A 23,681-nucleotide genomic window follows, 5' to 3' on the forward strand; every position below is an offset into this window, starting at 1 on the left:
ATCCCGAACCTGGAAGCTAAGCTAGGCAACGCTGATGGTACTACGCCCCAACGAGCGCGGGAGAGTAAGAAACCACCACAACCACATTAAACAGGCAGGGTACAGAAACCGATTTTGGTTTTTGTACCCTGCCTTTATATTTGCTTAGGCGAATTATTGATTTGCAGACCAAGTACTCTAAAGGCTACTGTTTTTCCAAGCAGAGCATAGCTGCTCAAAACGAGGTTGAAAATGCGTTATCTGCCATTGCCGCGCCTGCGCGGTTCCTAGCAGGTTCTGTAGATGCTTATCAGGTTTCCAATAGGCCGCTACCTGCCGGATAGCGCTCGGAGAAAGTGCCAATTCTGCCCACACTTGATTTTCTTGTGCCCAGGTAGACACGTCCGCTTTCAATAGACGGTAAAGCTCAGCGCGCGCCGGATCGATTTTTTCCCAAGTAGCTAGCGAGGATATTTCGTGAAGTTTGCGCGGGGGTTTTCTCCCCGGTAATTGCTCTTTTGTTAGAGCGCGTACCTTTTTTATTGCCTGCCACCAGCGCCGGGCATATTGGCGTAGTTGCCGCCGCTTCATAAAGGGACGTCGTGATAGCTCTTGGTAGGAACGAGGAGTCTGTAACACTATGTCCACCAGGTCGCGGTTAGGTAGCACCCGATGGGGCGCCACGTCCCGTTTACGGGCGATTTCATCACGTTGGTTGTAAAGCTCCTGCAACAACCCCAGCTGGAGAGGAGAACGGACTTTGCCGGCACCTTTGACCTGCCGCCAAGGTTCCTGGACGCGCGGACGATGGTAATTGGCTAGAGTATAGGAAAATTCTTGTTCTGCCCAAGATAGACGGCCAGCTGCCTCCAACTTCTCTTTTAGGGCTAGTGCCAACTCAACCAGGTATTCCACATCGAGGGCTGCATAGTCCAGCCATGACTGCTTGAGGGGACGCAACGACCAATTTTCCCGAGTATGGTTTTTGGCGAGTTTTATCCCTAGCACTTCTTCGGTCACTGCCCCCAGTCCCACGTGTTCATAACCCAATAATTTCGCTGCAATTTGGGTATCAAATAACCGGGGAGCCTGCAGCCCTGCCCACTCCATGCACTCTAAATCCTCTTTGGCGGCGTGCAGTACCCAGGTACTGTTTTTGCAAGCCTCACTAAAATCGGATAGATCATCAAGCACCAGGGGGTCAAGTAACACCAGGGGAGCGGACTGACCTTTTGCCTGGATTAAATAGGCCTTGTCCAGGTAACGGATTCCGCTGGCGCGTTCAGTATCAAAAGCCACGTAGTCGCCCGGACTGCTGTATTCACGCAGGCAATCCCGGTATTCATACCGGTCATCGGTGAGGGGGATCGATCCCTGACGAGGACGATAAAGAGTTTCGCTCATACCAGCTTTACCTGTCCCAGGCGAGAGATACCCGCGCTAACTTCCACCGAATACCCCGACATCATTGCCAAAAGCCGCGAGATCGCCCCCGCGTGGGGTGCCAAGTCATTTCCGAGAGGCGTCCAGGAGGCGCGTAGCTCCATTTCTGCCGATTCAGAGCGTTTCTCTAGCTCCCCAAAACTGGCGGAATGGGAACGGGTAACCGATCCGGCGGCCTGGAAAAAACTAGCTTCTGCCTGGGTTAAGAAATCGGTAAGCCAGGACCAGCAAACTTGGTCAGCTAGCGGTTCAGTAACTAGGTCTACATCCACGTGGGCACCTAGCATCGTCACTAGGCGAAAACGGCCTTGCCATCCGGGTTGTTCCTGGGGATCATAGAGAATCACTAGCCTTCCGGAACCGCCACTGTGGGGATTGGTCTCCAAGGCTTCGCAATCCATGCGGATAGCGGCCGCGAAAGGCGCAATTCCGTGTGGCGCCGCAATCTCACTGACCGTAACGTGAGAATCATAGGCGGCATCACGCAAGGTGAGCAGAGCGTCGGTAAACTCTGCAGGCGTCTTTTGATTCACCATTTCAGCGTAGGCAGGAAACCTGCGCTAAAGCCGCTGCCACGCCGATAATCAGCTGACCTAGCTGTAAATATGGCGATTTTTCCTGCTTAAAGCACGGTATTTTTTGAACCGGAATCGCCAGTGGAAAAGGGGCCCTCAACCTTAGCGGTAGTTCGCTGCCTTCCGGGGTCAGCGGGCAAGATTTGATAGCATTAAGTGGCGTAAATTTTAGGGAGGCACTGTGGAAGAACATCAGGATATAGCGTTTCAACCGGTTATTCCCGGCACAGATATCGGGGCATACGCTTTAGCACGTTCTTTTCACGAGAAGTGGAAGGTAAAACCGACTCTGCTTACCCTGCAAGTTCTCGGGCCAATTATGGCTTCTAGCATTATTGATACTCGTCTAGTTGATCCCCAGGCGCTACCTAATCCGGACTCGGAAATGCCGCTTATTGAGGGCTTGATTGCTCTCGGTCCGCAGCTGCAACAAGAATTCCCCGGTAAAACTTTACTGTTGATCGCCAATATGGATTCCAATGTGCGCGATATTATGCGGCGCGAGGAAGAGCTGCGAAAATATTATGCGTTTGCCTTTCCCTCTCTAAAAGTTATCGAAGATACTTCCGATAAAGTGAAGTTTCCACGCCTCGCTTCCGAACATGGGTTGAATGTTCCCAAAACTTTGGAAATTGATTTTTCCGGTTCGCTAGAGGAAGAACTAGCTAAGCTGGAGCAGGTAAATGAGCCTTTCCCCTGGATCATTAAACCGGCTACTAGTGCCGTATATGAACGCCTTAAATGGCCGGGGAAAGCTAAGGTTTATACGGTTTCCAATAAACAGGAAGCTGAAAAGCTACTAGCTGACCTGTATCAGCACACTCACGAAAATCCCCATGCCCGTCGCTTCGTGCTCCAGCCTCGAGTAGAGGGCAACGATAGTTTCAATCTCTCGGTGACTGCCTACGTAGATCAAAACTCCCGGGTGACTATGCTGGGATCTGCCCAGGTGCTATTGGAAGATCATTCTCCCACTGCTCTGGGGAATCCGGTAGCCATGATTACCGAACCCTACCCTCGCCTATATGAGCAGGTAAGTAGCTTCCTAAGGGGAGTGGGGTGGCATGGTTTTGCTAACTTTGACTTTAAAGTAGATTCCCGCACCGGGATTGCCTACTGTTTCGAGGTAAACCCGCGCATCGGACGGAACTCTTACTACAACACCTCTGCCGGGATGAATCCCATGAGATTCTTTGTCGAGGACGTCGTGGAGGGTAAAGCGGTAGCCCCGCAACGTTTAGGGAAGAGAGTCTACTATTCGATTCTGCCGAAACGTCTAGTACTGCGATATGTAGATAAACAGATGGGTAAGAAAATTAAGGCTCTTTATCGCCTAAAGAAAAACCATGATCCCTTGTTCTACCCGGCGGATTTCGGGTTTAGTCTGCGTGGCCTGAAACGCTTGGGTTATGTAATGATTGCCCGAGAAAATCACTGGCGCAAGTATCACCGCAACTACCCGGTTTCTAAATTCCGTGAGGGGGAAACGCGCTCCCTGGATACTGCTGCCTTAACCCAGCCCTAGCCCCGTCTGCTACTGCCGAGTGCAGAAATAACGAGCCCAGGATAACCTCAAGTGCTAGACAACAGCAGTGCGCTAAACAAATATTAGCAGGGTGTCTTCGCCGAGCATTTTCGCGGGAGGACTCTCCAGTTTCCCGGAGGTAAAGGAAAAGTAAGTTCCGTCCTCTACCTCTGCAAGCAAGTCTTTGATATTGGCGGAGCTGCGATCTAAATTCACTATTACCTGAGCATGCTTGGTCTTTAATACCAGTAACCTGTTCTGGCGCTCCAAAGAAATAAAATCAGCAAATACTCCTTCGCGACGCAGCGCGATCAAGTGCCGATACCAGGTGAGCATCTTTTTATGCTCTACCTCAGTAAGTTCCTGCCACAGCAGCTTGGAGTTAAGGAAAGTGGAAAGAGCTTGCGGGGAGGGTACTTCTACTTCACCGTCATAAATTTTGTCCCAATCATGGGAGGCGAACTCGCGTTTGCGTCCCTCATCTACCGCTTTCCCAATTCCCTCATCCTCATAGTCAGTGAAGAACTGGAATCGAGATTTACTTCCCCATTCTTCTCCTTGGAAAAGCATTGGCGTAAACGGAGAAGCTAAAATAAAAGCCGCTTGACCAGCCAGAAGTCCGGGAGAAAGCTTCTCGCTAGGGCGATCCCCTAAAGCTCGGTTACCTACCTGGTCATGGTTGGAAGCAAATCCAAAGAAACGGTTTCGTTCCATATCTGCCGGAACTGGAGCCCCCCAATTTTTTCCGCGGAAACTAGAGTAAGTGCCGTTATGGTAAAACACCTGCGAATAAATCTTGCTTAGTGCCTCGGGATCGGCAAAATCTTCGTAGTAGCCTTGGGTTTCTCCGGTAAAAGCTACGTGAATACTGTGGTGGATATCGTCATCCCATTGACCATCCATTCCGTATCCGCCCTCATCAACCGCGGTAACCATGCGCGCATCGTTGAGGTCAGATTCGGCAACTAGAGTAAGCGGCCTGCCTAACTCTTCTGAAAGGTTGTGAACTTCTTGGGAAAGTTCTGCTAGAAGATGCAGCTCAGAATCATCTTGGATTTCATGTACTGCATCTAGGCGCAGGCCATCAAAGCCGTAGTCAGCTAGTAAAGCCACAGCCGCCCCAATTAAGAAATCCCGTACCGGGCCGGAATCGGAACCATCTAGGTTGTAACCATCACCCCAGGGAGTTTCATGGCGGCTAGAAAAATAAGGAGCAAACTGACTTAAATAGTTTCCGGAAGAACCCAAATGATTCAAGACCAGGTCTTGGGCAACTGCGATTCCGAGGTTGTGTGCCTCATCGATAAAAGCCACCAAATCTTCCGGGGTGCCGTAGGGATTGAAGAGGGCGTAGAGGCCAACCCCGTCATAGCCCCAACCACGCTGGCCAGGGAAAACCGCGATCGGCATCAGTTCGATGACTTCGACTCCCAGATCTGCGAGATAGGGAAGCTTTTCTATCGCTGCTCGCAGGGTTCCCTGGGCGGTAAAAGTTCCGATATGCAGCTCATACCAAACCTTACCTAGAAGTTTTCCCTCGGGTTGCCAGCTCGAAGTGTGTTTAATAGCGGAAATATCGGCAGTCTTCACCCACAGTTCACTGCCGGGAACATAGGTGCGCGCCCGAGGATCAGGGAACGGGCCATTTCCATCTACTTCAAAGGCATAGGTAGTTCCGTTGGGTAGCGGGCGGGGAGCGAGCCACCAGGAGCCGTATTGCACCATCGCGGTTTTGCGCGGCTTCTCTGGAGATCCTACCAGCAGGTTTACCTGTTTTTTATCTGGTGCCCATAGCGGTACTCGTCCGCATCCGGCTTTCAGTTCCCAGGGAGGCAAGCCTTCAAAATCTAGATCAGAAGGGTTTAAATCCATCTATTCCACCCGCTCCAGTATCCGTGCCCCCCGTTTAAATAGCAGCTCTTCCAAGCTTTGCATTCCTCCGGGGAAAACTTCATTTGAACAAATATCTTTCCAGGATCCTTCCGGTAAAACCACGGTATGTTCGGGCCGGAAATCTCCCTGATAGCGGGAGAGTACCCCGGAAAGGCGGCGAGCAATAGTTACGATTTGGGGACCTTCACTTGCAGTTCCCCGCGCAAAAGCTACTGCGTAACCGGTAGAGAGGGCGAGTGCCTCATAGGAGGCGGTAGCAGAAACGAAACATTCTTTCCGGCGCCGCCGTAGCCGCAAAATTGCTGCCGTAACGTTGAGTTTTAAGTCATCTAGGCTTGGGTCTGCGGTATGATCTAATCCTTCTTGATCCAGAAGAGAAAGTCTTTGCGCCAGGTCATTGAAATCGACCGGGCGGCGATTATCGGGATCCACTAATGAGGTTTGGGTGATTTCTGAGCCTTGATAAACGTCGGCTACGCCCGGCATAGTTAGTTGCAGAGCCTTATTGGCTACGATGGTATAGCGGGTAGCTTGCCTGGTTTCGCTTCGCCAGCGAGAAACGATTTCGGCTACCTGAGGGTCGCAAATAATCTGGTCAACATAATCCAGGAGCTCCTTTTCGCGGGTCTCATCCGGGGCCGTCCAGGTAGTCCAGGTTTTTTGTTCTCTAATGGCTTTTACTAAATATTGGCGCAGCCGATCCGAAGAGATCGGTCCTTTCTCATCCCAGGTGCCGATAAGGGTTTGCCACAGCATGTTTTCGCTGCGGCCATCCAGATCATTGGGGCGGTAAGGTTGAGTGGCATCTCGCAGGTCGGAAACGATTTGTGCCCAAAGAGTTGGGTATTGGCTGATAATGGCCAGGCGCATCCGCACGTCCTCGCAGCGTTTGGTGTCGTGCGTAGAGTTAGTGGTCATGGTGGCTGGCCAGTTGGTTTGAATATCGCGGGCAAAAAAATGTAGATTGTCGGCAGAAATCCCGAAAGCTTGTGGGTTAGAACCGACTTCATTTAGACACAGCAGGTGAGTCCAGCGGTAGAAGGTGGTGTCTTCGACTCCTTTAGCCATGACTGCTCCGCAAACCTGCTGGAAACGCACCAGGAATTCTTGTCGATCCGGGTCGCTTTCTTTCAGGGCAGCAGAACCAGTTTCATCCCCAAGTACCAGGGCGATTACCACCTCCATGGTGTCCGAGTGCTCCGGTTCCAGGTGGCGTAGGGCGCGCTCCGCTGCTGCCGCTACTATTTCCCGTGAGAGCGTGGAGGCAGGTTGTCCGGGAGTTACATAGGCGCGGTAGCAGGGCATTTCAATAATCAGTTCCCGCAAGCAGTCAACTAGAGAGCGGAAAGTGTAATCGCGCAGGCGGAAATCATTTTGACAGATTTTCCAAACTAACTGCCCGATACGGCGTACTTCCGCGGCCAGGGAGGTATCAATAATCTGGGCTTTGGCTTCGCGTTGCATCTGCGGATAGGACGAGGGAGAATCTGCAGTTAACGTCTGCATTAGGGTTCCCAGCGGCAAGGATGCGCGGGGATCTACCTGTAGCGCGGTTAGTCGCCAAGAAGTGTCGTAACCGGTGGTGCCGGCAATAGGCCAGTCACTAGGTAGACGTTCGGCGTCCTCGAGAATCTTTTCGGCCGCGATCCAAGCGCCCCCGGTGGCCTGGGACAACCAATGGAAGTAGCCGGCGGGGTCGGCTAGCCCGTCGGGATGATCAACCCGGAAAGCATCGATATAGCCGGCGTTGAATAGTTCCAGGAGTAAGGCGTGGGTAGAGTCAAATACGTCGCGTTCTTCTACCCGCAGAGCCGCTAGGGTGTCGACATCGAAGAATCTGCGATAGTTAAGCTCTTCATCAGCTACTTTCCAATGCGCAAGGCGGTAGTGTTGCCGTTCTACCAGTACTTCTAGAGGCAGGGATTCGGTACCCTCCGCCACCGGGAAGTAGTGGTCATAGTAGCGCAAAATCCACTGCTCGCCGCGTTCAGGTTCGGTAGGAATCACCATTTGCTCTAGCTTGAGCTCTTGGTCAGCCAATACTTGCCCGATCCGTTTTCCCAGGATGGGCATCAGAATCGGTTGATCAATATCGATATCAAACCAGTGCGCATAGGGGGATTCCTTCCCCCTCTTCAGCACCGACCACATCGGCCGGTTAATCCATACCGGAGTCGGTACCGCCATATGGTTAGGTACCAGGTCGACTACCAGTCCCAATCCTTCCTGGTGGGCGGCATTGGCCAGTTCTTCAAACTGGGCGCGCCCGCCCAGTTCTTTTGAAATATGTTTATGGTCAACTACGTCGTAGCCGTGCATGGAGCCGGGAACTGCCTGCAAAATGGGGGAGAGGAATAGATCCGTGATTCCCAGGTTTCGCCAGTATCCCAGGTGCTCGCGTGCATCTTTGAAAGTAAAATCTTTACTCAGTTGCAAACGGTAAGTACTGGTGGGAGTGTGTTTTCCCGGAGCGGGCAGGTGGGGATGCTGGCTGGTCATCTTGGTTCTCCTTATTCCTCCGCTATTTCGCGGATCAGTACCACTACTGAGCGGTCTAGCAGTTCGAGGCGGTCATTAGGTCCATATTCGATTTCTTCTTCGGTTTCTTTATCGGGCAGGTCTTCCATAGTGGAAATCGCGATTTTCCAGCCGGATCCATGCCCTTCCGGTATCTGGAAAGTGCAGGGCTCGGGGTCGGCATTGAAAAGCAGTAAGAAAGAATCGTCAACGATACGTTGTCCCCGGGAATCAGGTTCGCGAATTGCTTCCCCGTTTAAGAAAATCATCAGGGAGCGCGCTTCCTCATTGTTCCAGGCTTCTTCGGTCATCTTTTGGCCATTGGGAGCAAACCAGTTGATCTCACCGATATCGGATTGCCCGCCACGTGAGGGAGCCCCGGCAAAGAAACGACGACGATGGAATACCGGGTGATCATTTCGGAACTTAATCAGGTGTTTGGTGAACTCCAGGAGTTTAAGCCGGTAGTCACCTTCTTCCGCGTCCTCGAAAGACCAATCCATCCAGGAAAGTTCATTGTCTTGGCAATAGGTATTGTTGTTTCCTTTTTGGGTACGGGCTACTTCGTCTCCCATGAGCAGCATCGGTACCCCTTGGGAGAGGAATAGGGTAGTCAGGAAGTTCCGGTGCTGACGTGCCCGTAGTTTATGTATTTGTGGGTCATCGGTGGGGCCTTCGACTCCGCAGTTCCAGGAGCGGTTATGGGATTCCCCGTCGTCTCCGCCCTCGCCGTTAGCCTCGTTATGTTTCTCGTTATAGGAAACCAGGTCGTGCATAGTGAAGCCATCATGGGCGGTTACAAAGTTGATAGACGCATTCGGGCGGCGTCCACTTTGTTCATATAAATCGGCACTGCCACAGAATCGGGAGGCGAACTCAGGTAGCGTGGCGTAGTTGCCGCGCCAAAAATCACGAACCGTGTCGCGGTATTTGCCGTTCCATTCACTCCACATGGAGGGGAACCCGCCTACCTGGTAGCCGCCATCTCCTACGTCCCAGGGTTCGGCGATTAGTTTTAGCTGGGAAAGTACCGGATCTTGGTGGATGATATCGAAAAATGCAGATAGCTTGTCTACGTCATGCAGTTCACGCGCCAGGGTAGAGGCAAGGTCGAAGCGGAAACCATCTACGTGCATTTCGATTGCCCAATAGCGCAAGGAATCCATAATTAGTTGCAGCACTGCTGGCGAGCGCATGAGCAGCGAGTTTCCGGTTCCGGTGGTGTCGAAATAGTGCTCTTTATCGTCTTCTACTAGGCGGTAGTAGGAGGCGTTATCTAGCCCTTTGAAAGACAGGGTCGGCCCCATATGGTTACCTTCAGCGGTGTGGTTATAGACCACATCCAGGATTACTTCTATCCCCGCCTGATGCAGGTTTTTAACCATTTGCTTGAATTCTTGGACTTGCCCATCAACCACCTCTTGGGAGCGGTACTGGGCGTGGGGAGCAAAAAACCCGATGGTGTTATATCCCCAATAGTTTGACAGGCCGCGTTCTTGCAGGGTGGAGTCATTAACGAACTGGTGCACGGGCATCAGTTCAATGGCGTTTACCCCTAAGTTCTGCAAGTATTCGATAGTTACCGGATTAGCGATTCCCGCATAGGTGCCGCGTTCTTTTTCCGGGATTTGTTCGTTTAACTTGGTGAAGCCTTTTACGTGTGCCTCGTAGATGACGAGTTTATGGAGGTCGTGTCCGGGTGGGCGGTCATTTCCCCAATCAAAATAGGGCGTAGTTACCACCGAAACCGCCATATCAGGAAGGGAGTTGTCATGGTTAGCCTGGCTGGGGTCGTTCCAGTCATAGGAATATAGCGACTGTTTAGCTCCCACGGTACCATCGGTGGCTTTTGCATAGGGGTCAAGTAGGAACTTATTGATGTCGCAGCGGTGTCCCTGCGTCGGATCGTAGGGGCCTTCTACCCGAAAACCATAGCGCTGCTCATCGCGCAGTCCCGGAATATAGCAATGCCACACGTGGTGGTCGACTTCGCGGAGTTCTATGCGTTCTTCACTGCCGTCCTCTGCGATTAAACAAAGATAAACTTTGGTTGCGACCTCGCTAAATACTGCAAAATTTACTCCGGCTCCGTCATAGGTAGCGCCGAGTGGGTACGGTTTTCCTGGCCAAATCTCCATGCCTCTAGGTTGTCACAAAACGCGTCGTTTGGCACTTAGTTGCGAATGAATAACAAAGATGGGAGAGAAAGTACAACTAGTTTCGGGATCCGAAGCGGGACTTTCGATACTTGGGGAAACTCAAAAATATAAAAATCTGGGAGGGATAACGACAGTTCGTTATCCCTCCCAGATAGGCTGGAGATTCCCTACTCTTGCTGGCGACGCTTGATGAGCAAACCAGATCCGATGAGTACCGTAGCCAGTAGCGCTAACCAAGCTACTGGAGTACCGGTCTTAGTTATTTCTTCTGGGGGAGTGGGCGGGGGATTGACCGGCACGGTATTTACTACCGTGACTTCTCGGCGGATTACCCCGTCTTTATCCGTCTTGATCTTTCCGGTTTCGTTTTCATACTTAGCGAAGGGAACCGCTTGAATCGTCCCGTTGCCGCCGATTTCACGCACCCCGTAGTAGTAGCGTTGCTTGGCCTGGTTGCTAAACGGCAGTCCCTGAAGGGTCTTAGTCCACCCCTCGGCCTTAGTGACGTCAAACTTTTTGACCTTCTTGGCATCGCTAAACTTGGCGTCGGTAGCTTGCAGCAGTTCAAAACTGACTTTGTCAGGGGTTTTAGCATCTGGCACCGGTTTTCCGGAATCCTGCCATAGCCAGTGTTTATTAACCGTAATGTCTACCGGGGTAGGTACCGGGTTAACAACCGTGGCTACTAGCCAGGTTTCGGGCAGCTGCTTAGAACGATCCAAAGCGGGACGCAGCGGCACTTTGCCGTTTTCTTGTTCAACTACCTGCCAGGGTTTTAACTGCAAGGTTTTAATCACTTTGCCCTTTGCGTTAAGCTCCTGGACACCGTAGTAGTAGAAGTTCCCACTTTCATCCTTAATCGGCAGGTCGTTAAAGGTCTTACGCCAGTTTTCCTCCGGATTCTTTGAGGGAGCGAGCTTGAAGTCGGCAACTTTTTCAGCCTGGCTAATCTTGTCTGCCTGGGTGAAATCCTTGTCGGTACTGCGAATAAAGCGCATCTTTAGTTCTTTGACCGGGATATCGCTGGCGCGGGCCGGTAGTTCGGGAGCTTCCTTCGTTTCCTTTCCGGTATCTCCGGCAGAGGGATTGTCGCCGGCGGGTTCCTTATCCTGGTGATAGAGCCAAGCTTTCTCTACGGTTGCCTGTGCATATCCCCAGTCACCGAAAATTACCCCGCCATTGGTGCCAATGCCGCCTCCGAGTTGAGCGGTATTGTCTTGAATCAGGAGTTTTGCTGCCGCTTTGGCATTGGCCTTAGCGGCATCGTTAATGGGCACGGTTTGGAATCCCTCATTTTGAATACTCATGTATTTCAGAGGTAAACGTTTGGGGCGCTCTTTTTCTGGCTTGTTCAGGGATGCCGGGTCAAAACGCGCATCATTTTGGTCAAAGTAGTAATCAACCCGGCCACCCCCGAGCATATAGTCAGATACCCAGATGGGAGCCGCGCCGGCAGAGCCCAGATTGATATGGGCAAGATCGTTACCCATAGTGTCGGCAGTATTGTCAAAGACTGCGCCCCCGTTGTGGATGCGCAACTCAATCGAGCCGGTAGGACATGACCAAATGCCACCCCCAGCGGCTCCATTATCGGAGGTTGCCTTATTTTGGGTTACCAGTACGTCGTGTAGATGCAGGTTATAGGAGGCCGTAGCAACGTAAATGCCTCCCCCCATTTGATGGGATTTGTTATTCAAGATTTTTCCGGCATTTATCTCCACTTGATTAGAAACCACGTTAACTCCGCCTCCGGTACGTAAAGCTTCATTATTCGAGATGGTGCCGCCATTGAAAATAAAGGAAGCGGGGGAGAGCTTGCCCCACTCTTCCTTGGTTAGTCCCCACTCTCTACCTAACCCATCAATCTCCTTAAAAGTGCGGTCTGCGCCCCATACATAGAGGTCTAGGGTGCCGATTCCGCCCCCGTTGCCAGTGGTGAAGTTAGAATCGATCAGGCCGCCGTTCATAGTGATGACGGCATTCCCGAAAGCGAAAGCGCCACCACCCGAGAAGTAGGCATCATTGTTTTGGATTTTTCCGCCGTTAATGGTGATGTAGTTCCGGGTTTCCAGAGCCTTTTGCAGGTTGGTAGCCGAGGCTTTATCAGTGTTGAAGTCGTATCCCAACAGACCTCCGGCCCAGCCTTTATTATGGGAGATTTCGCCGCCGTTTATGGTTACCGAGCCCCCTTGGTAAACGCCAATCCCGCCTACTTCGCCGTAGGCTCCATGCTCATATGAGGTTTCGCCGTAGCTGACTTCGCCGCCATTCATGACAAATTGGGCGCCTTCGGATACCGCAATATTTGCGGCTCCGGATTGTGTGGTTGTGGCGCTGCCAATCGTACGTTTATTGTCGGTAACTTTACCGTCGTTGAGGACGAACTTCGCGTCTTTACCCCTAACCGTAATCGCCCCATAACGCTGACCGGTGCCGTTACGAACGCCCTCATAGGTGCCGCCGTTGATAGTCAGTGAGCCTTCGTTATAGATCAGTTCCCCGCCACCGGGTACCCACTGTCCGCGGCTTCGCAGATAAAACTTTCCGCCTTTCTCGTTATTACCCATGGTCAGGGAGGCGCCCTTTTCAACCTTTACCATGACTCCGGTGAAATCGTCCTCGCGTACCAGGCCGCCCTCGGATGAAGCGGCTCCCCAAGGAGCGATCCCGTTTACGAGCTCAATATCGGCGCCGGCAGGGATGACCACCGTAGAGGTGAGCATGGTGTCGGCCATTCCACTCACCACAATCCGGGTGGGCCTGCTTCCGGCATCCTTGATTAACTGCCGCAGCGTTGCCTCCTCACAGTAGGTGCCGCATTCCACTACTGTGCGCCCGGCAGCTTGCGCAGAGGTGGACTTTATTTTTTCCGGAGCTGCCAGCCAGGCAATTGCTAAGGTGGCAGTCAGAATTAGCGCCACTGCCTCGGCTATTAAACGTCCAGTTATTCTGCGGTTTCGCATGGTAGACCTCAAGATTAGAAGGGATGTTGGTCAGGCTCAACCAATAGTGATGAGTTACCTTTCATCCTACCTTACTGTCGTCTATGAATCCGAACAGGAAATTTTTCTCCTGATAGCTGCTACTTGAATACCAGATTGCTAACAGTCTCCGAGACCAGTGAAATCGCTGTCCAAACCTATAATTTCCTGCAATCCCAGCAGCTCCCCGCTGCGGGCTACGCTAGTGATCCGGTCACTCGAAACTGGTATCTATCCTTGCTTCATACGAGGCAACATACGCATGTAAGTCTTCGGGCAAATAGCGGAGTGCTGATTGCGCCATAAATTTCATGCGCTCATCGATCCCGTACCGGGTAGAATAGTACGCCCAGGCGATAGCGCCGGTGATTGCCCCCATCGTGTCCGCATCGCCTCCTAACCAAATGGTGTTGCGAATAGCGTCCTCGAAACTAATCGACTCCGTAAATGCCCTGATAGCTTGAGGTACCGTACCTTGGCAGGATTCATCAAAATGATAGTTAGCCTTGATTTCAGCGAGCGATTGGTTAAGAGGATAGAAATGCTCCGAAATATAGGATTCGATTTCCTGCTTGCTACGGCTATTACGTGCTAAGTAGATTGCCGCGGCCACCGCCTGTGCGCCTTTGATACCTTCGGGGTGGTTGTGAGTGACTGCCGCACTTATTTCCGCAAATTTGAGGGCTTCCTCCAGACTCTTCGCGCATTCGGCGGCTGCCGATACCCGCATGGCGCTGCCGTTTCCCCAGGAGTTATAGGGGTGCGGGCTATCTTCACTTAGCCAAGCTGCAAAGCGTACGCCGTAGGAGCCCATCGGCTCGGGGAAGCGCCGCCCCAATTCCTGCATACGTTGCACCAGGAGCTGGATAAGACGCTGCTCAGTGCGCTCGGAATCTTTAAGGTTTAGCCACCTTAAAAACGCCATTGCCTGAGCGATAGTCATTAAGGAATCATCTGTGTAGTTAGCGTCATAGGGAAACAGCTCAAAATCACGGCGATCTACCGGTGAGAACTCCCGGGTTGAGCCAATAACATCCCCGATAATCGCGCCAATCATGACGATTCCTCCCGTAAGTTGATTACTGCTGCTTTTATCATTATGTGCTCCTTTCGCAGATACCGGCAGTAAACTTCCGGTTTTCTGTTAATTCGAAAGGTGGATGGAAGGTCATGCTTACTATGCTTAGCGCTTGGCTATAGCCCCTGGGGATAAGTACGTTGTTCAGAGGATGTCAACTTTCCGATTTTTTATATTTGGGCCGGTAAAGGCGGAAACTGTAGTGGCGATGCACGGGAGCTGCTTTACGTCATAGAGTAGGAGCGATGCATTTTTCACAGCGAGTTAGCCTATCTGAACCCAACGTCATAACCGTCGCGGCGGAGAAACTGCGCGCACAGGGGCAGAAACTGGTAAATATCTCTGACTCGAATCCCACTCGGCATGGGTTGGGCAATACAGAGTGTCCCTACCAGGCTGATCCGCGCGGGTCATGCGCCGCCCGCCGCGCCCTCGCCAATTTTCTTTCCCGGAGGGATGGTCGCTGCGTCAATCCTGATAATCTGTATCTGCTGAGTTCCACTTCTCAAGGCTATTCCTGGCTGATGAAACTGCTTTGTGATCCTGGCGAGGAAGTGCTGGCCCCTACTCCGGGATATCCGCTGATAGAGGCCTTAGCTAGCTTAGAAAATGTGCAGGTGGCTTCCTATAGTTTTGCTTGGTTAGGACGAAAATGGGAAATGGATCCACTTTCCCTGCCAGCTACTGGTGTTTCCCCGCGTCCGCGAGCCCTAGTGGTCATCAATCCGGGTAACCCCACCGGCGCCTATTTAGATAGGGGAGAGCAACAGCTGGTGCAAGAATACTGCGCCGCAAATAATCTCCCCCTGATCGCGGATGAAGTATTTTATGACTTCTCCTTGGCTGCTGCTCCGGAATCCCGATCCCGTCTGGCCGGTTGCCCCGAAATCCTCACTTTCGCCCTCGACGGGTTATCAAAGAACCTGTGTGCGCCGGGGGTGAAGATTGCTTGGCTGGAGGTATCAGGGCCGGAAGAACTAATGAGGGAGGCGAAGGCACGTTTAGATATCATTGCGGACGCGTTTTTGCCCTTTAGTGATATTTTGGCCGCGCACCTGCCGGGTTTCTTAGAGAAAATCCCGTGTCAGTTGGAGGAAACTCGCGGGCGATGCGCCGCTAATCTGGCCACGTTGAAACGCTTGCTAGAAGAGTATCTGGACAGCCCGGTTACAGCCATGGAACCTCAGGGAGGATGGAACGTCCTGCTGCGTTTCCCCGTGCATATCGATGAGGACGAACTGGGGGAAAAACTCTTAAGCGACTTTGGGATTTATTGCCAGCCCGGATACTTTTTTGATTTGCCCTTCGCTGGCACCATTAGCCTGTCTCTGCTGTTAGAGCCAGATTCTTTCCGCGAAAATGCTGCCAAAGTGTTGAGTATCATCACGGCCTTGAGCTAGGAGATATTGTTCGGGAAGTTACTGCCAATAGCTCCTTGCCTGCTTTAAACCGTATTGCCGAATTGGCGAATAAACCGTAAAACTGCTTTTGTATATAGGGGTTTACGGTTGTTGTTTACACTCATATACTTTAACTGTGAAGCGCAGGGATTTACTCAAACGACTAGACAAAATAGCCAAAACAAAGGGGCTAGAGCTAGTCACTAGCGAAGGAGGAAATCATACGCGCGTCAGTATCGGGAAATGGACAAGCGTTATTCCTCGGCACCGGGAAGTAAATGAGATGCTAGCGAAGGCAATAATTAGGAACGCAGAAAGGGGAGCGGAATGAATATCGAGGCACAGGCTATCCGTGACGGAAAATGGTGGATTGCTTTTTTTGAGATCGATGGTCGCCAACATGGTACCCAGGCAAAAAGCTTGAAACGCCTGGAATATATGGTTAAAGACGCGGCCGCCCTCCTGACTGAGAAAAGTCCCGATAGTTTTAACGTGACTATTCGCTTAAAAGATTCCCGCCTCGCAGGGCTGGTTGCCGGCTATTCTGCTGCTAGTGCGGCAGAGGCGGCGGCTAGCAAAGAGCTTGCTTCTGCTTCCCGGGAAGCGGTCAGCGTCATGCGCGGGAAAAATTTGTCTATGGAGGATATCGGAACTCTCCTGGGGATAACCAAAGGTAGGGTATCTCAATTAGCAAAAGCTTAATCCGCGAAAATGCCGCTAAAATTTTCCGTACTGTAACTACCCTCAGCTAGGGGGTAGCCGGTTCTCGTCCTCATCCTGGCGGTTGGGGGATGTCTTGATTCGTTTGCTAGCTTATTGCTCTCGTCCTTGGCTGTAAAGCAAGCGCAACTATCATAAATCTGCGAAAAGAGTTGCGGAAGACATCTTCCGACTAAGATTCCCGCCCGGTATCTTTACAAATATGGCAAAAAGATCCGCATCTGGATCTAGTGTAAATGCCAGGGTTGAAAGGAGGGAGTCACCGACGGCTCTAGTGATGAAGGTTCGCGATTCGCGTGCCTCTGTCAATCAGTACGGCAGGGGATTACTCTGCCATTGGTTCACAGATTGACATGGAATTTGCCACGTCGTGGCAAAAGAAAGCCCTAGGCTGACAGTAGATCGTTATGGAACTTCCTCCTCTCAACCCCATAGTCAAACCAGCAAAAGTCGCGCCCGCGCAGATTAACTCACTTAGGCATCTTTTGCGTTTGCATAACCTAGAGAATCCAGAAGAATCGATTCTGTATCCGTCTGCGCATGTAGCAATTAGCAGCCACAATACGGCAGAGATTTGGCTAGATCACGATAAAACTACACCGCTTCGTAAAGTACCCTTGTACTACAAGTATCGCAGTGTCCCTAAGCATTCTGGTGGCAGGCGGATATTGTCGGAACCAAGTTCCAGTTTGAAAAGTTTACAGAGATGGATACTGCGGCATTGCTTCACCGAAGATATAATTTCCCCTGCCGCCTACGCGTATCGCCCGTGACGTCAATCGAGCCGTACTAAAACAGGGTTTTCGATAAACCAAGGCAAAACTAGGGTAGTGCCGCCCGGGTCTAAGAAGCTGATATTGGGTCTCCAAGTGGACGACAGCGTTCGTCTGGATACCGCGTTTAAGAAAAATATTGACTACCACATACGTGGAATTGCTAAAATTGGGCTCCAGCAGCACGTGGCGCACACTAAAGGCACCCCGCCCCCAGTATTGAGTTTCCTAAACCATCTGCAAGGATTAATCGCTTTTGCGAAGGGAATTGAGTATTGGTACGGGGCAACACGGGAAACAAACTTGAAAAGGGCGTTGGCGATTGGTGAAGTAACGCGATAATTCCGGCGTTGCTTTCCGAATCTCAGTGCGACCACTACACGTAATCCTGCCAGGGATTACGCACTATCTCCTCACTCTTGCAATGCCTGTATAGGTATAACTTGCACTCCCGTTTTGGGATCCGTGTAGGCAATATCTGTGCCACCCACAATGAGAAACAGTGCCCGTGGTTCACCCAGCACGTCAGAATCAATCTGAGATCGGGTATTAATTAAACCAGCGATACCTTCTGCAATGCGATGCTGTCCAAGTTTTATTTCAATGCCTATCCAGGAACCATCTTCAAGCACCACCACTGCATCGAATTCTTTGCCATTAGAATCACGATAATGAAATACGTGACCTCCAATAGCTTCGGTGTAGGTAGCAATCTGGTGATATACGAAATTCTCGAAAATAAACCCGCTGGTCTCCAGATCATCCAGCAGTGAATCGACCGTGGCGCCCAGCAAGCAGGTGGTGAGTGACGCATCCGCTAGGTAATAGACCGGAGAGGTGCGAATCGCCGCCTTAGATCGCAGCTGCGGACTCCATGCGGGAACCATTTCCACTACGTAGAGTCGTTCCAATGCTTCCAACCAGCGTTGAACGGTTGCGCGATCGGTTGTTCCCTCCTGGGCTCTCACATCCTTAGCGAGAGTGGACATTGTGGGAGCTTGACCTACATTTCGCGCCAAGGAACGCAACAGTGTGCGTACCCCTAAGGGTTTGTGAATCCGCGATCCAGCAAGCTCAAACACATCGAAAGTAGTAAGGCGTTCCACGTAATCAGCTACATGGCTACGTGCAGCTTTTGTGCTCTTGTCGTGATCGGCTGGCCAGCCGCCATGAATGACTACATCGAGCAAATCCGGCACAGAAACAGACGGAACAGGTGTGACTGGGAGTTTTTCTCCACGCGCTAAATCAGCAAAACTTATTCCACCAGGGAAGGCACGCCACTCTACCGCAGTCATTGGCCGCATTTGCACCCGGGCATATCTCCCAAGTCCGGAATGTCCTTTTATTTGGTCTGCGGGCATTGCCGATCCTGAAAGGATGAACTGACCAGGTAATTGGCGCATATCAATTTCTCGCCTTACCTGATTCCATAACTCTGGTTCAGTCTGCCATTCGTCCAGTAAAACAGGAGTTTCCCCCTGGAGGGCTAACTTTGGATCGAGCGCAAAACGATTTTTGAATGAGGAATCGGTATCCACGAAATAGGTAGTGTTAGCCTGCTGCATCGCGGTAGCAGTCTTTCCGCAAGCCTTGGGGCCTTCAAGAATCACGCCCCCGGAACTTGCTATTTTTTCAGCAAGATCACTATCCGCCACACGGGGCAGATACTTGTTTAGATTTAGCCTGTTCACAAGGGAAGAGTATAGTATAATCATAAAAATATGGCATCTATAGTACTAAAAATAGTGCAGCTATAACCGTAAAATTATGGCTGCTGTAACCCTGACTTTATGAATATAGGTCGCTGTTTTTACTACGCATTCAGCCCGCGTTCGCTGCCTTCCCGTGCCAGCCCTCACGGGTTCGATTCCCCGCGGCTCCATGCTGGCCCGCCGAAAATGGATACCCAATCCGCTGGCGGCTCATTCCCATCAACGCCTGTACCCTCTCGGAAAATGTAGCGCTCACGAGCGTCACTTCAGCGCCCAGCAACCAGCGCTTCCTGGAAAAGGCGGTGATGAATAGATGTGTGATTAGGGACGATGTTAACGATAATTCGGATGTAGTGGGCGTGAAGAGCGCCCACCAGCTCATCGAAATCATCGAGTGTTCCCAAACGAGGATCCACATTTCGATAGTCATCGACGTCGTAACCGCCATCGGCCAAATGTGAGGGATAAAAAGGGCTCAGCCATACCGCATCGATTCCAAGTTTCTCCAGATAATCTACGTGGGAAATGATTCCCTGAAGATCGCCGATTCCATCGCCGTTGGAGTCCGCAAAAGAACGCGGGTAAATCTGGTAAACAGCAACCTGTTTCCACCAGTCATGAGTGGTGGATTCTTCAATATCTACGGGCGAGCCAGCACAATCCACCCCGGTAGCAGAGAAGATGGAGGGTGCATTACTTGCAGGGAAGCTAGAGGATGCACTGCTTGCAGGGTAGCTGGAGGGCACGCCTGCATTATCCGTGGACGTGTTTGCCTCGGGCTAGCCTTGAGTTACCGTTTTTGTTTTCATATCTGAATCCTTCAACGTGGGCTGTCACGTTCATGCTAGAACCCGAAGCGATACCTGTCCATGGGGAAGTCCTTCCCGTGTGCGTAAGTTTTGGAGAGCGCATTCTTTCCTGTGGAGAGACCCCAGCTCTGTTGTGGACGAATTGTGGAGACAGCATCTTCGCCTGTGGACGACACGCCGCAAAAAGAAAAAGCGACATAGAGCACACCTCTACTTAGTCCACGTGTGGGCGAAATCCGCACTCGATTAAGCTTAAAAAGTTATCCACATTGAGCATAGGGGCACAAGCCCTAGGGGTTGTTGGGTGATTTGGGTACTATATCTAGTGTTCGTTGAAAATAAGAGTAAAGAGTACGGAAGGTAAGAAGATGTTGCGAGAAACCTCTACGTCGTCAGCTACAGTGGTCGCCAAACGTGATGGACGTACAGTTAGCTTTGATGCTGGAAAGATCTACCGCGCCGTCGTACTGGCTATGAATAGCCAGGGGATTGAAGATCGTGATTTCGCTGAAGAAATCACCCAAACCGTCGTCGCAAACCTAGATCCCAGCTCACTAGACGTCCCCACTATTCAAACCGCAGTGGAAGATGTCCTCATGGTTTCGCGCTACCCAGAAGTAGCACGTGCCTATATTGAATACCGCCACGATCGTGATACTGCTCGTGAACAGGAAATGGATGTTTCGCGTTCTCTCGATAAGCTCATGGCACGCGATGCCACCGTCGTGAACGAAAACGCGAACAAGGATTCAACGGTATTCAACACCCAGCGTGATCTCACCTCAGGAGCAGTTGCCAAGGCCTACGCCTTGAAGAACCTTCTTCCTGAAGCTGTGGCTAACGCTCACCTCAAGGGCGATATTCACTTCCACGATCTTGATTACAACCCCTTTCAGCCGATGACTAACTGCTGCCTCATCGACATCGAGGGCATGTTGCGTGAAGGCTTCCAGATCGGTAACGCACGTGTGGAATCGCCGAGGTCCATCAACACCGCAACAGCGCAAATCGCACAGATTATCGCTAACGTTGCCTCCAGCCAGTACGGCGGGTGTTCAGTGGATCGCACGGATGAAGTGCTCGCACCTTACGCCCGCCTCAACTACGCCAAGCACATGAAAGATGCTGAAGAATGGGTAGCTGAAGATCGCCGCGAAGAATACGCATGGACGAAAACACGTAAAGACATTTACGATGCCATGCAGTCCCTCGAATACGAAATCAACACGCTGTATTCATCCAATGGGCAGACACCTTTCGTCACCCTCGGATTCGGAATGGGAACCGATCGCTTCGAGCGCGAAATTCAGAAGTCGATTTTGAAGATCCGCATTGAAGGCGTGGGTAAAGATAAGCACACGGCTATCTTCCCCAAGCTCGTTTTCGGTCTGCGCCGCGAAACGAACTTGAACCCTGAAGATCCGAACTACGATATTAAGCAGCTTGCACTGGAATGCTCTACCAAGCGCATGTATCCCGATGTGCTCTCCTACGACCGCCTCACTGAAATCGAAGGCGATTACAAGGTACCGATGGGATGCCGTAGCTTCCTTCCCAAGTGGGTGGATCCCCAAACCGGCGAAGCTGTGAATGCTGGACGTAACAACCTCGGTGTTGTCACGCTCAACATTCCTCGTATCGCTATGCAGTCGCGCGGATCGAAGGAACGTTTCTGGAAGATCTTCGATGAACGTATGCAGGTTGTGAAGGAAGCCCTGGTTTACCGAGCACGCCGCTGCGAGGATGCCACACCAGAAAACGCCCCAATCCTCTACCGCTACGGTGCTTTCGGCATCCGTGCAGAAGAAGGGGATCAGGACGTCACCAAGTTCTTCCACAACCAGCGTTCCACACTCTCTATTGGATACATTGGTTTGTACGAAGCAGCGACGGTGTTCTACGGTCCTGATTGGGAAACCGATACAGAAGCGAAAGATTTCACCATTGAAATCGTCAAGCGCATGGCTGAGATGGCAGATCAGTGGAAGAAGGAATACCCCTACTGGTTCTCCGTCTACTCCACACCGTCCGAATCCCTCACGGATCGCTTCTGCCGCCTCGATCGCCAGAAGTTCGGTAACATCCCGGACATCACCGCCAAGGAATACTACACAAATTCCTTCCACTACGATGTTCGCAAGAAGATTACTCCGTTCGAAAAGATCGATTTCGAAGCAATCTACCCCGAATACGCCAAGGGCGGGTTCATTCACTACTGTGAATACCCCAAGCTCACCCACAACACAAAGGCACTCGAAGCCGTATGGGATTACGCCTACGATAAAGTGGCTTACCTAGGCACCAACACCCCTATCGATAAGTGCTACGAATGTGGATTTAGCGGCGAATTCGCGCCCACCGCAGAAGGATTCAAGTGCCCAGAATGTGGCAACACCGATCCTGATACATGCGATGTTGTTAAGCGAACATGCGGTTACCTCGGTAACCCACAGAAGCGCCCCATGGTTCATGGTCGCCACGAAGAAATCATTAACCGAGTCAAGCACATGGACGGCCCCGCCGCTTAAGGGTAAGGCGTGAAAAAACTAGATTTCACCAGTTGCGGGGCGGATGCGATAACAAGCAGCCGCCCCGCGGCTTTACCTACCCACAAAATAATCGGGGAACAAGTGTGCCGCGAGCCGAACTTGCTTACGGAAACAGTGCGCGCTGCACAAGCCGAAGCAGTGCCCGGCACCTTCCAACTACCCGCCACATGGCAGGAAAATCCTGGGATTGAACAGCCAGGAGGGCAAGGCGCGGGCAACGTCGTCACGCCACACGAGGCGGCAGTAAGCCACAAGGTACGCCAGCCGCGCAAACCCGGCGCATGGGACGGCCGTAAAATGTCCCAACGCTACGTCGCAGATTACAAACCATTCGTGATGGTCGACGGTGAAGGTGTGCGCTGCTCGATCTATGTATCCGGGTGCCCTTTCCATTGCCCAAGCTGCTACAACGTCGCATCCCAAAACTTCCGATATGGCGAACCCTATACGCCAGAACTTGAAGATCGAATCATGGAAGACTGCGCCAAAAGCTATGTGGACGGGCTATCCCTAGTGGGTGGGGAGCCGTTCTTGAATTCACCCGTGTTGCTGCCCTTGGTGCAGCACTTTCGGAAAGAATTCGGGAACACCAAAACGATTTGGAGCTGGACGGGATACACATGGGAGCAGTTGCAGGTGGAAACGCCAGATAAACAAATGCTCCTTGCGCAACTCGATGTCCTTGTTGACGGCCCATTTATTCAAGAACAGTTTTATCACGACCTGAGTTTCCGCGGGTCACGCAACCAACGCATTATTGACGTCCCCGCGTCATTCCACGCAGGTGAAGTGCGCCTGTGGAAAAACGGAGACTACGCATAAACTCCGCGCGCCCGAAGAAAGCCTCGCGCCCCCCGCACACCGGAAAAGTACCCCTTTACGTCTACCCCTAAAGTAGAGCTATATCTACTGTTTTTATCTGCTTCTCTTCTTAGGCTAAATAACAGATGAACGTAGATGATCCGCGTTCCAGGACGAACGTACCTTCCGCGTTGAGCGAACTGCCCCCAGCGGCGCGTTCCAGGACGAACGCGAAGCAGCGTCCACCCCACAAGATCACTGATCTAACCTGTAACCCACAAAGCGAGGCTGGCAAGACGCTACTAGCCCTTACCAACCAGTTAACGAGGGTCAAGACACCCGAAGACGCCGGAAAGTGGCTTAGCCTGTTACAAGACTGGCATCAGGTATATCGCGATTACATTAACGAGAAAACCTATGGTCTTGAACCAGGAACAAGGAAATGGTGGTGGACACACCAGCGAGTCCGAAAAGCCTATAAACGCTTAGAACGCCTAGCCCGATCCGGTTACTTATTTACCTGGCTCGACCCAAAATTCACTGGGCTTGATATTCAGCGCACTACCAGCAGCCTTGAAGGCGGCGTCAACGCCGCGATCCGTCGCCTACTTAACGCACATCGCGGCCTATCCGAACCCCACATGAAAACAGCGATCGAATGGGGTGAACTGTCCTGGGTTTTGTTCCTACTCGTTTTTGAGAGGATTAGGGATATGTCTAAGAGGTATTCTCAGGAGTTTAAGGATCGTGCGGTGCGGTTGCTT

At 51.7% G+C, this 23,681-nt stretch carries 15 protein-coding genes and 1 pseudogene; 7 read left to right on the forward strand and 9 right to left on the reverse strand.

Going from position 1 to position 23,681, the window contains the following annotated elements; all coding sequences use genetic code 11:
* Nucleotides 1-177 precede the first annotated feature (177 nt).
* Both F605_RS10655 and F605_RS0108630 read right to left on the reverse strand, forming a co-directional pair.
* Nucleotides 178-1,383, reverse strand: coding sequence for an HRDC domain-containing protein (locus F605_RS10655; protein WP_022865472.1), 1,206 nt, complete (start codon nucleotides 1,381-1,383; stop codon nucleotides 178-180).
* A complete protein-coding gene (locus F605_RS0108630) occupies nucleotides 1,380-1,958 on the reverse strand; it encodes a DUF3000 family protein (protein WP_022865473.1) in 579 nt (192 codons plus the stop codon). Before F605_RS0108630 ends, F605_RS10655 begins: the two co-directional genes overlap by 4 nt.
* A 220-nt stretch (nucleotides 1,959-2,178) precedes the next feature.
* Between F605_RS0108630 and F605_RS0108635 the strand changes: the two genes are divergently transcribed.
* Nucleotides 2,179-3,522, forward strand: a complete 1,344-nt coding sequence (locus F605_RS0108635; protein ID WP_022865474.1) for a carboxylate--amine ligase — start codon at nucleotides 2,179-2,181, stop codon at nucleotides 3,520-3,522.
* A gap of 72 nt (nucleotides 3,523-3,594) precedes the next feature.
* Here F605_RS0108635 and treZ read toward each other — a convergent pair whose 3' ends face one another.
* From treZ to F605_RS0108660, 5 genes are all read right to left on the reverse strand, one after another.
* The gene (gene treZ, locus F605_RS10665) at nucleotides 3,595-5,394 is read right to left on the reverse strand and encodes a malto-oligosyltrehalose trehalohydrolase (protein ID WP_022865475.1); all 1,800 of its coding nucleotides are present in this window, start codon (nucleotides 5,392-5,394) and stop codon (nucleotides 3,595-3,597) included.
* Nucleotides 5,395-7,914 (reverse strand): malto-oligosyltrehalose synthase, encoded by a 2,520-nt coding sequence (gene treY / locus F605_RS10670; protein ID WP_022865476.1) that lies wholly within the window; start codon nucleotides 7,912-7,914, stop codon nucleotides 5,395-5,397.
* 11 nt (nucleotides 7,915-7,925) lie between these two features.
* Nucleotides 7,926-10,070 carry a glycogen debranching protein GlgX gene (gene glgX / locus F605_RS10675; RefSeq protein WP_022865477.1) on the reverse strand — a complete coding sequence of 715 codons (2,145 nt, stop codon included), beginning with the start codon at nucleotides 10,068-10,070 and terminating at the stop codon, nucleotides 7,926-7,928.
* A gap of 188 nt (nucleotides 10,071-10,258) precedes the next feature.
* Nucleotides 10,259-13,054 (reverse strand): Cna B-type domain-containing protein, encoded by a 2,796-nt coding sequence (locus tag F605_RS11155; protein WP_081639180.1) that lies wholly within the window; start codon nucleotides 13,052-13,054, stop codon nucleotides 10,259-10,261.
* A 232-nt stretch (nucleotides 13,055-13,286) separates the two neighbouring features.
* Complete coding sequence (locus F605_RS0108660; protein ID WP_022865479.1) at nucleotides 13,287-14,129, reverse strand: ADP-ribosylglycohydrolase family protein; 843 nt, start codon at nucleotides 14,127-14,129, stop codon at nucleotides 13,287-13,289.
* Nucleotides 14,130-14,395: 266 nt separating this feature from the next.
* On the opposite strand from F605_RS0108660, the gene F605_RS0108665 reads away from it, so the two are divergent.
* The 3 genes from F605_RS0108665 (at nucleotide 14,396) to F605_RS0108675 (ending at nucleotide 17,385) form a co-directional block, all read left to right on the forward strand.
* Nucleotides 14,396-15,550: a pyridoxal phosphate-dependent aminotransferase gene (locus F605_RS0108665; RefSeq protein ID WP_022865480.1), complete on the forward strand. Its 1,155-nt coding sequence runs from the start codon at nucleotides 14,396-14,398 to the stop codon at nucleotides 15,548-15,550.
* A gap of 327 nt (nucleotides 15,551-15,877) precedes the next feature.
* Nucleotides 15,878-16,252 (forward strand): sigma factor-like helix-turn-helix DNA-binding protein, encoded by a 375-nt coding sequence (locus F605_RS10685; RefSeq protein WP_022865482.1) that lies wholly within the window; start codon nucleotides 15,878-15,880, stop codon nucleotides 16,250-16,252.
* Between the two features lie 887 nt (nucleotides 16,253-17,139).
* Entirely contained in the window at nucleotides 17,140-17,385 is a 246-nt protein-coding gene (locus F605_RS0108675) for a hypothetical protein (protein ID WP_146001709.1), read from the forward strand.
* Nucleotides 17,386-17,456: 71 nt separating this feature from the next.
* Here F605_RS0108675 and F605_RS0108680 read toward each other — a convergent pair whose 3' ends face one another.
* Together F605_RS0108680 and F605_RS0108690 are read right to left on the reverse strand one after the other, a co-directional pair.
* Nucleotides 17,457-18,701, reverse strand: a complete 1,245-nt coding sequence (locus F605_RS0108680) for an ATP-binding protein (protein WP_051132166.1) — start codon at nucleotides 18,699-18,701, stop codon at nucleotides 17,457-17,459.
* Between the two features lie 323 nt (nucleotides 18,702-19,024).
* Nucleotides 19,025-19,504 (reverse strand): alpha-amylase family glycosyl hydrolase, encoded by a 480-nt coding sequence (locus F605_RS0108690; RefSeq protein ID WP_027723733.1) that lies wholly within the window; start codon nucleotides 19,502-19,504, stop codon nucleotides 19,025-19,027.
* A gap of 431 nt (nucleotides 19,505-19,935) precedes the next feature.
* On the opposite strand from F605_RS0108690, the gene nrdD reads away from it, so the two are divergent.
* The 3 genes and pseudogenes from nrdD to F605_RS11490 form a co-directional block, all read left to right on the forward strand.
* A complete protein-coding gene (gene nrdD, locus F605_RS0108695) occupies nucleotides 19,936-22,095 on the forward strand; it encodes an anaerobic ribonucleoside-triphosphate reductase (protein WP_022865485.1) in 2,160 nt (719 codons plus the stop codon).
* Between the two features lie 9 nt (nucleotides 22,096-22,104).
* Nucleotides 22,105-22,938 carry an anaerobic ribonucleoside-triphosphate reductase activating protein gene (nrdG, locus tag F605_RS11550; RefSeq protein ID WP_022865486.1) on the forward strand — a complete coding sequence of 278 codons (834 nt, stop codon included), beginning with the start codon at nucleotides 22,105-22,107 and terminating at the stop codon, nucleotides 22,936-22,938.
* 125 nt (nucleotides 22,939-23,063) lie between these two features.
* A pseudogene (locus F605_RS11490) lies at nucleotides 23,064-23,681 on the forward strand (hypothetical protein); the annotation flags it as partial.

Source organism: Varibaculum cambriense DSM 15806, from assembly GCF_000420065.1.
GTDB lineage: Bacteria > Actinomycetota > Actinomycetes > Actinomycetales > Actinomycetaceae > Varibaculum > Varibaculum cambriense.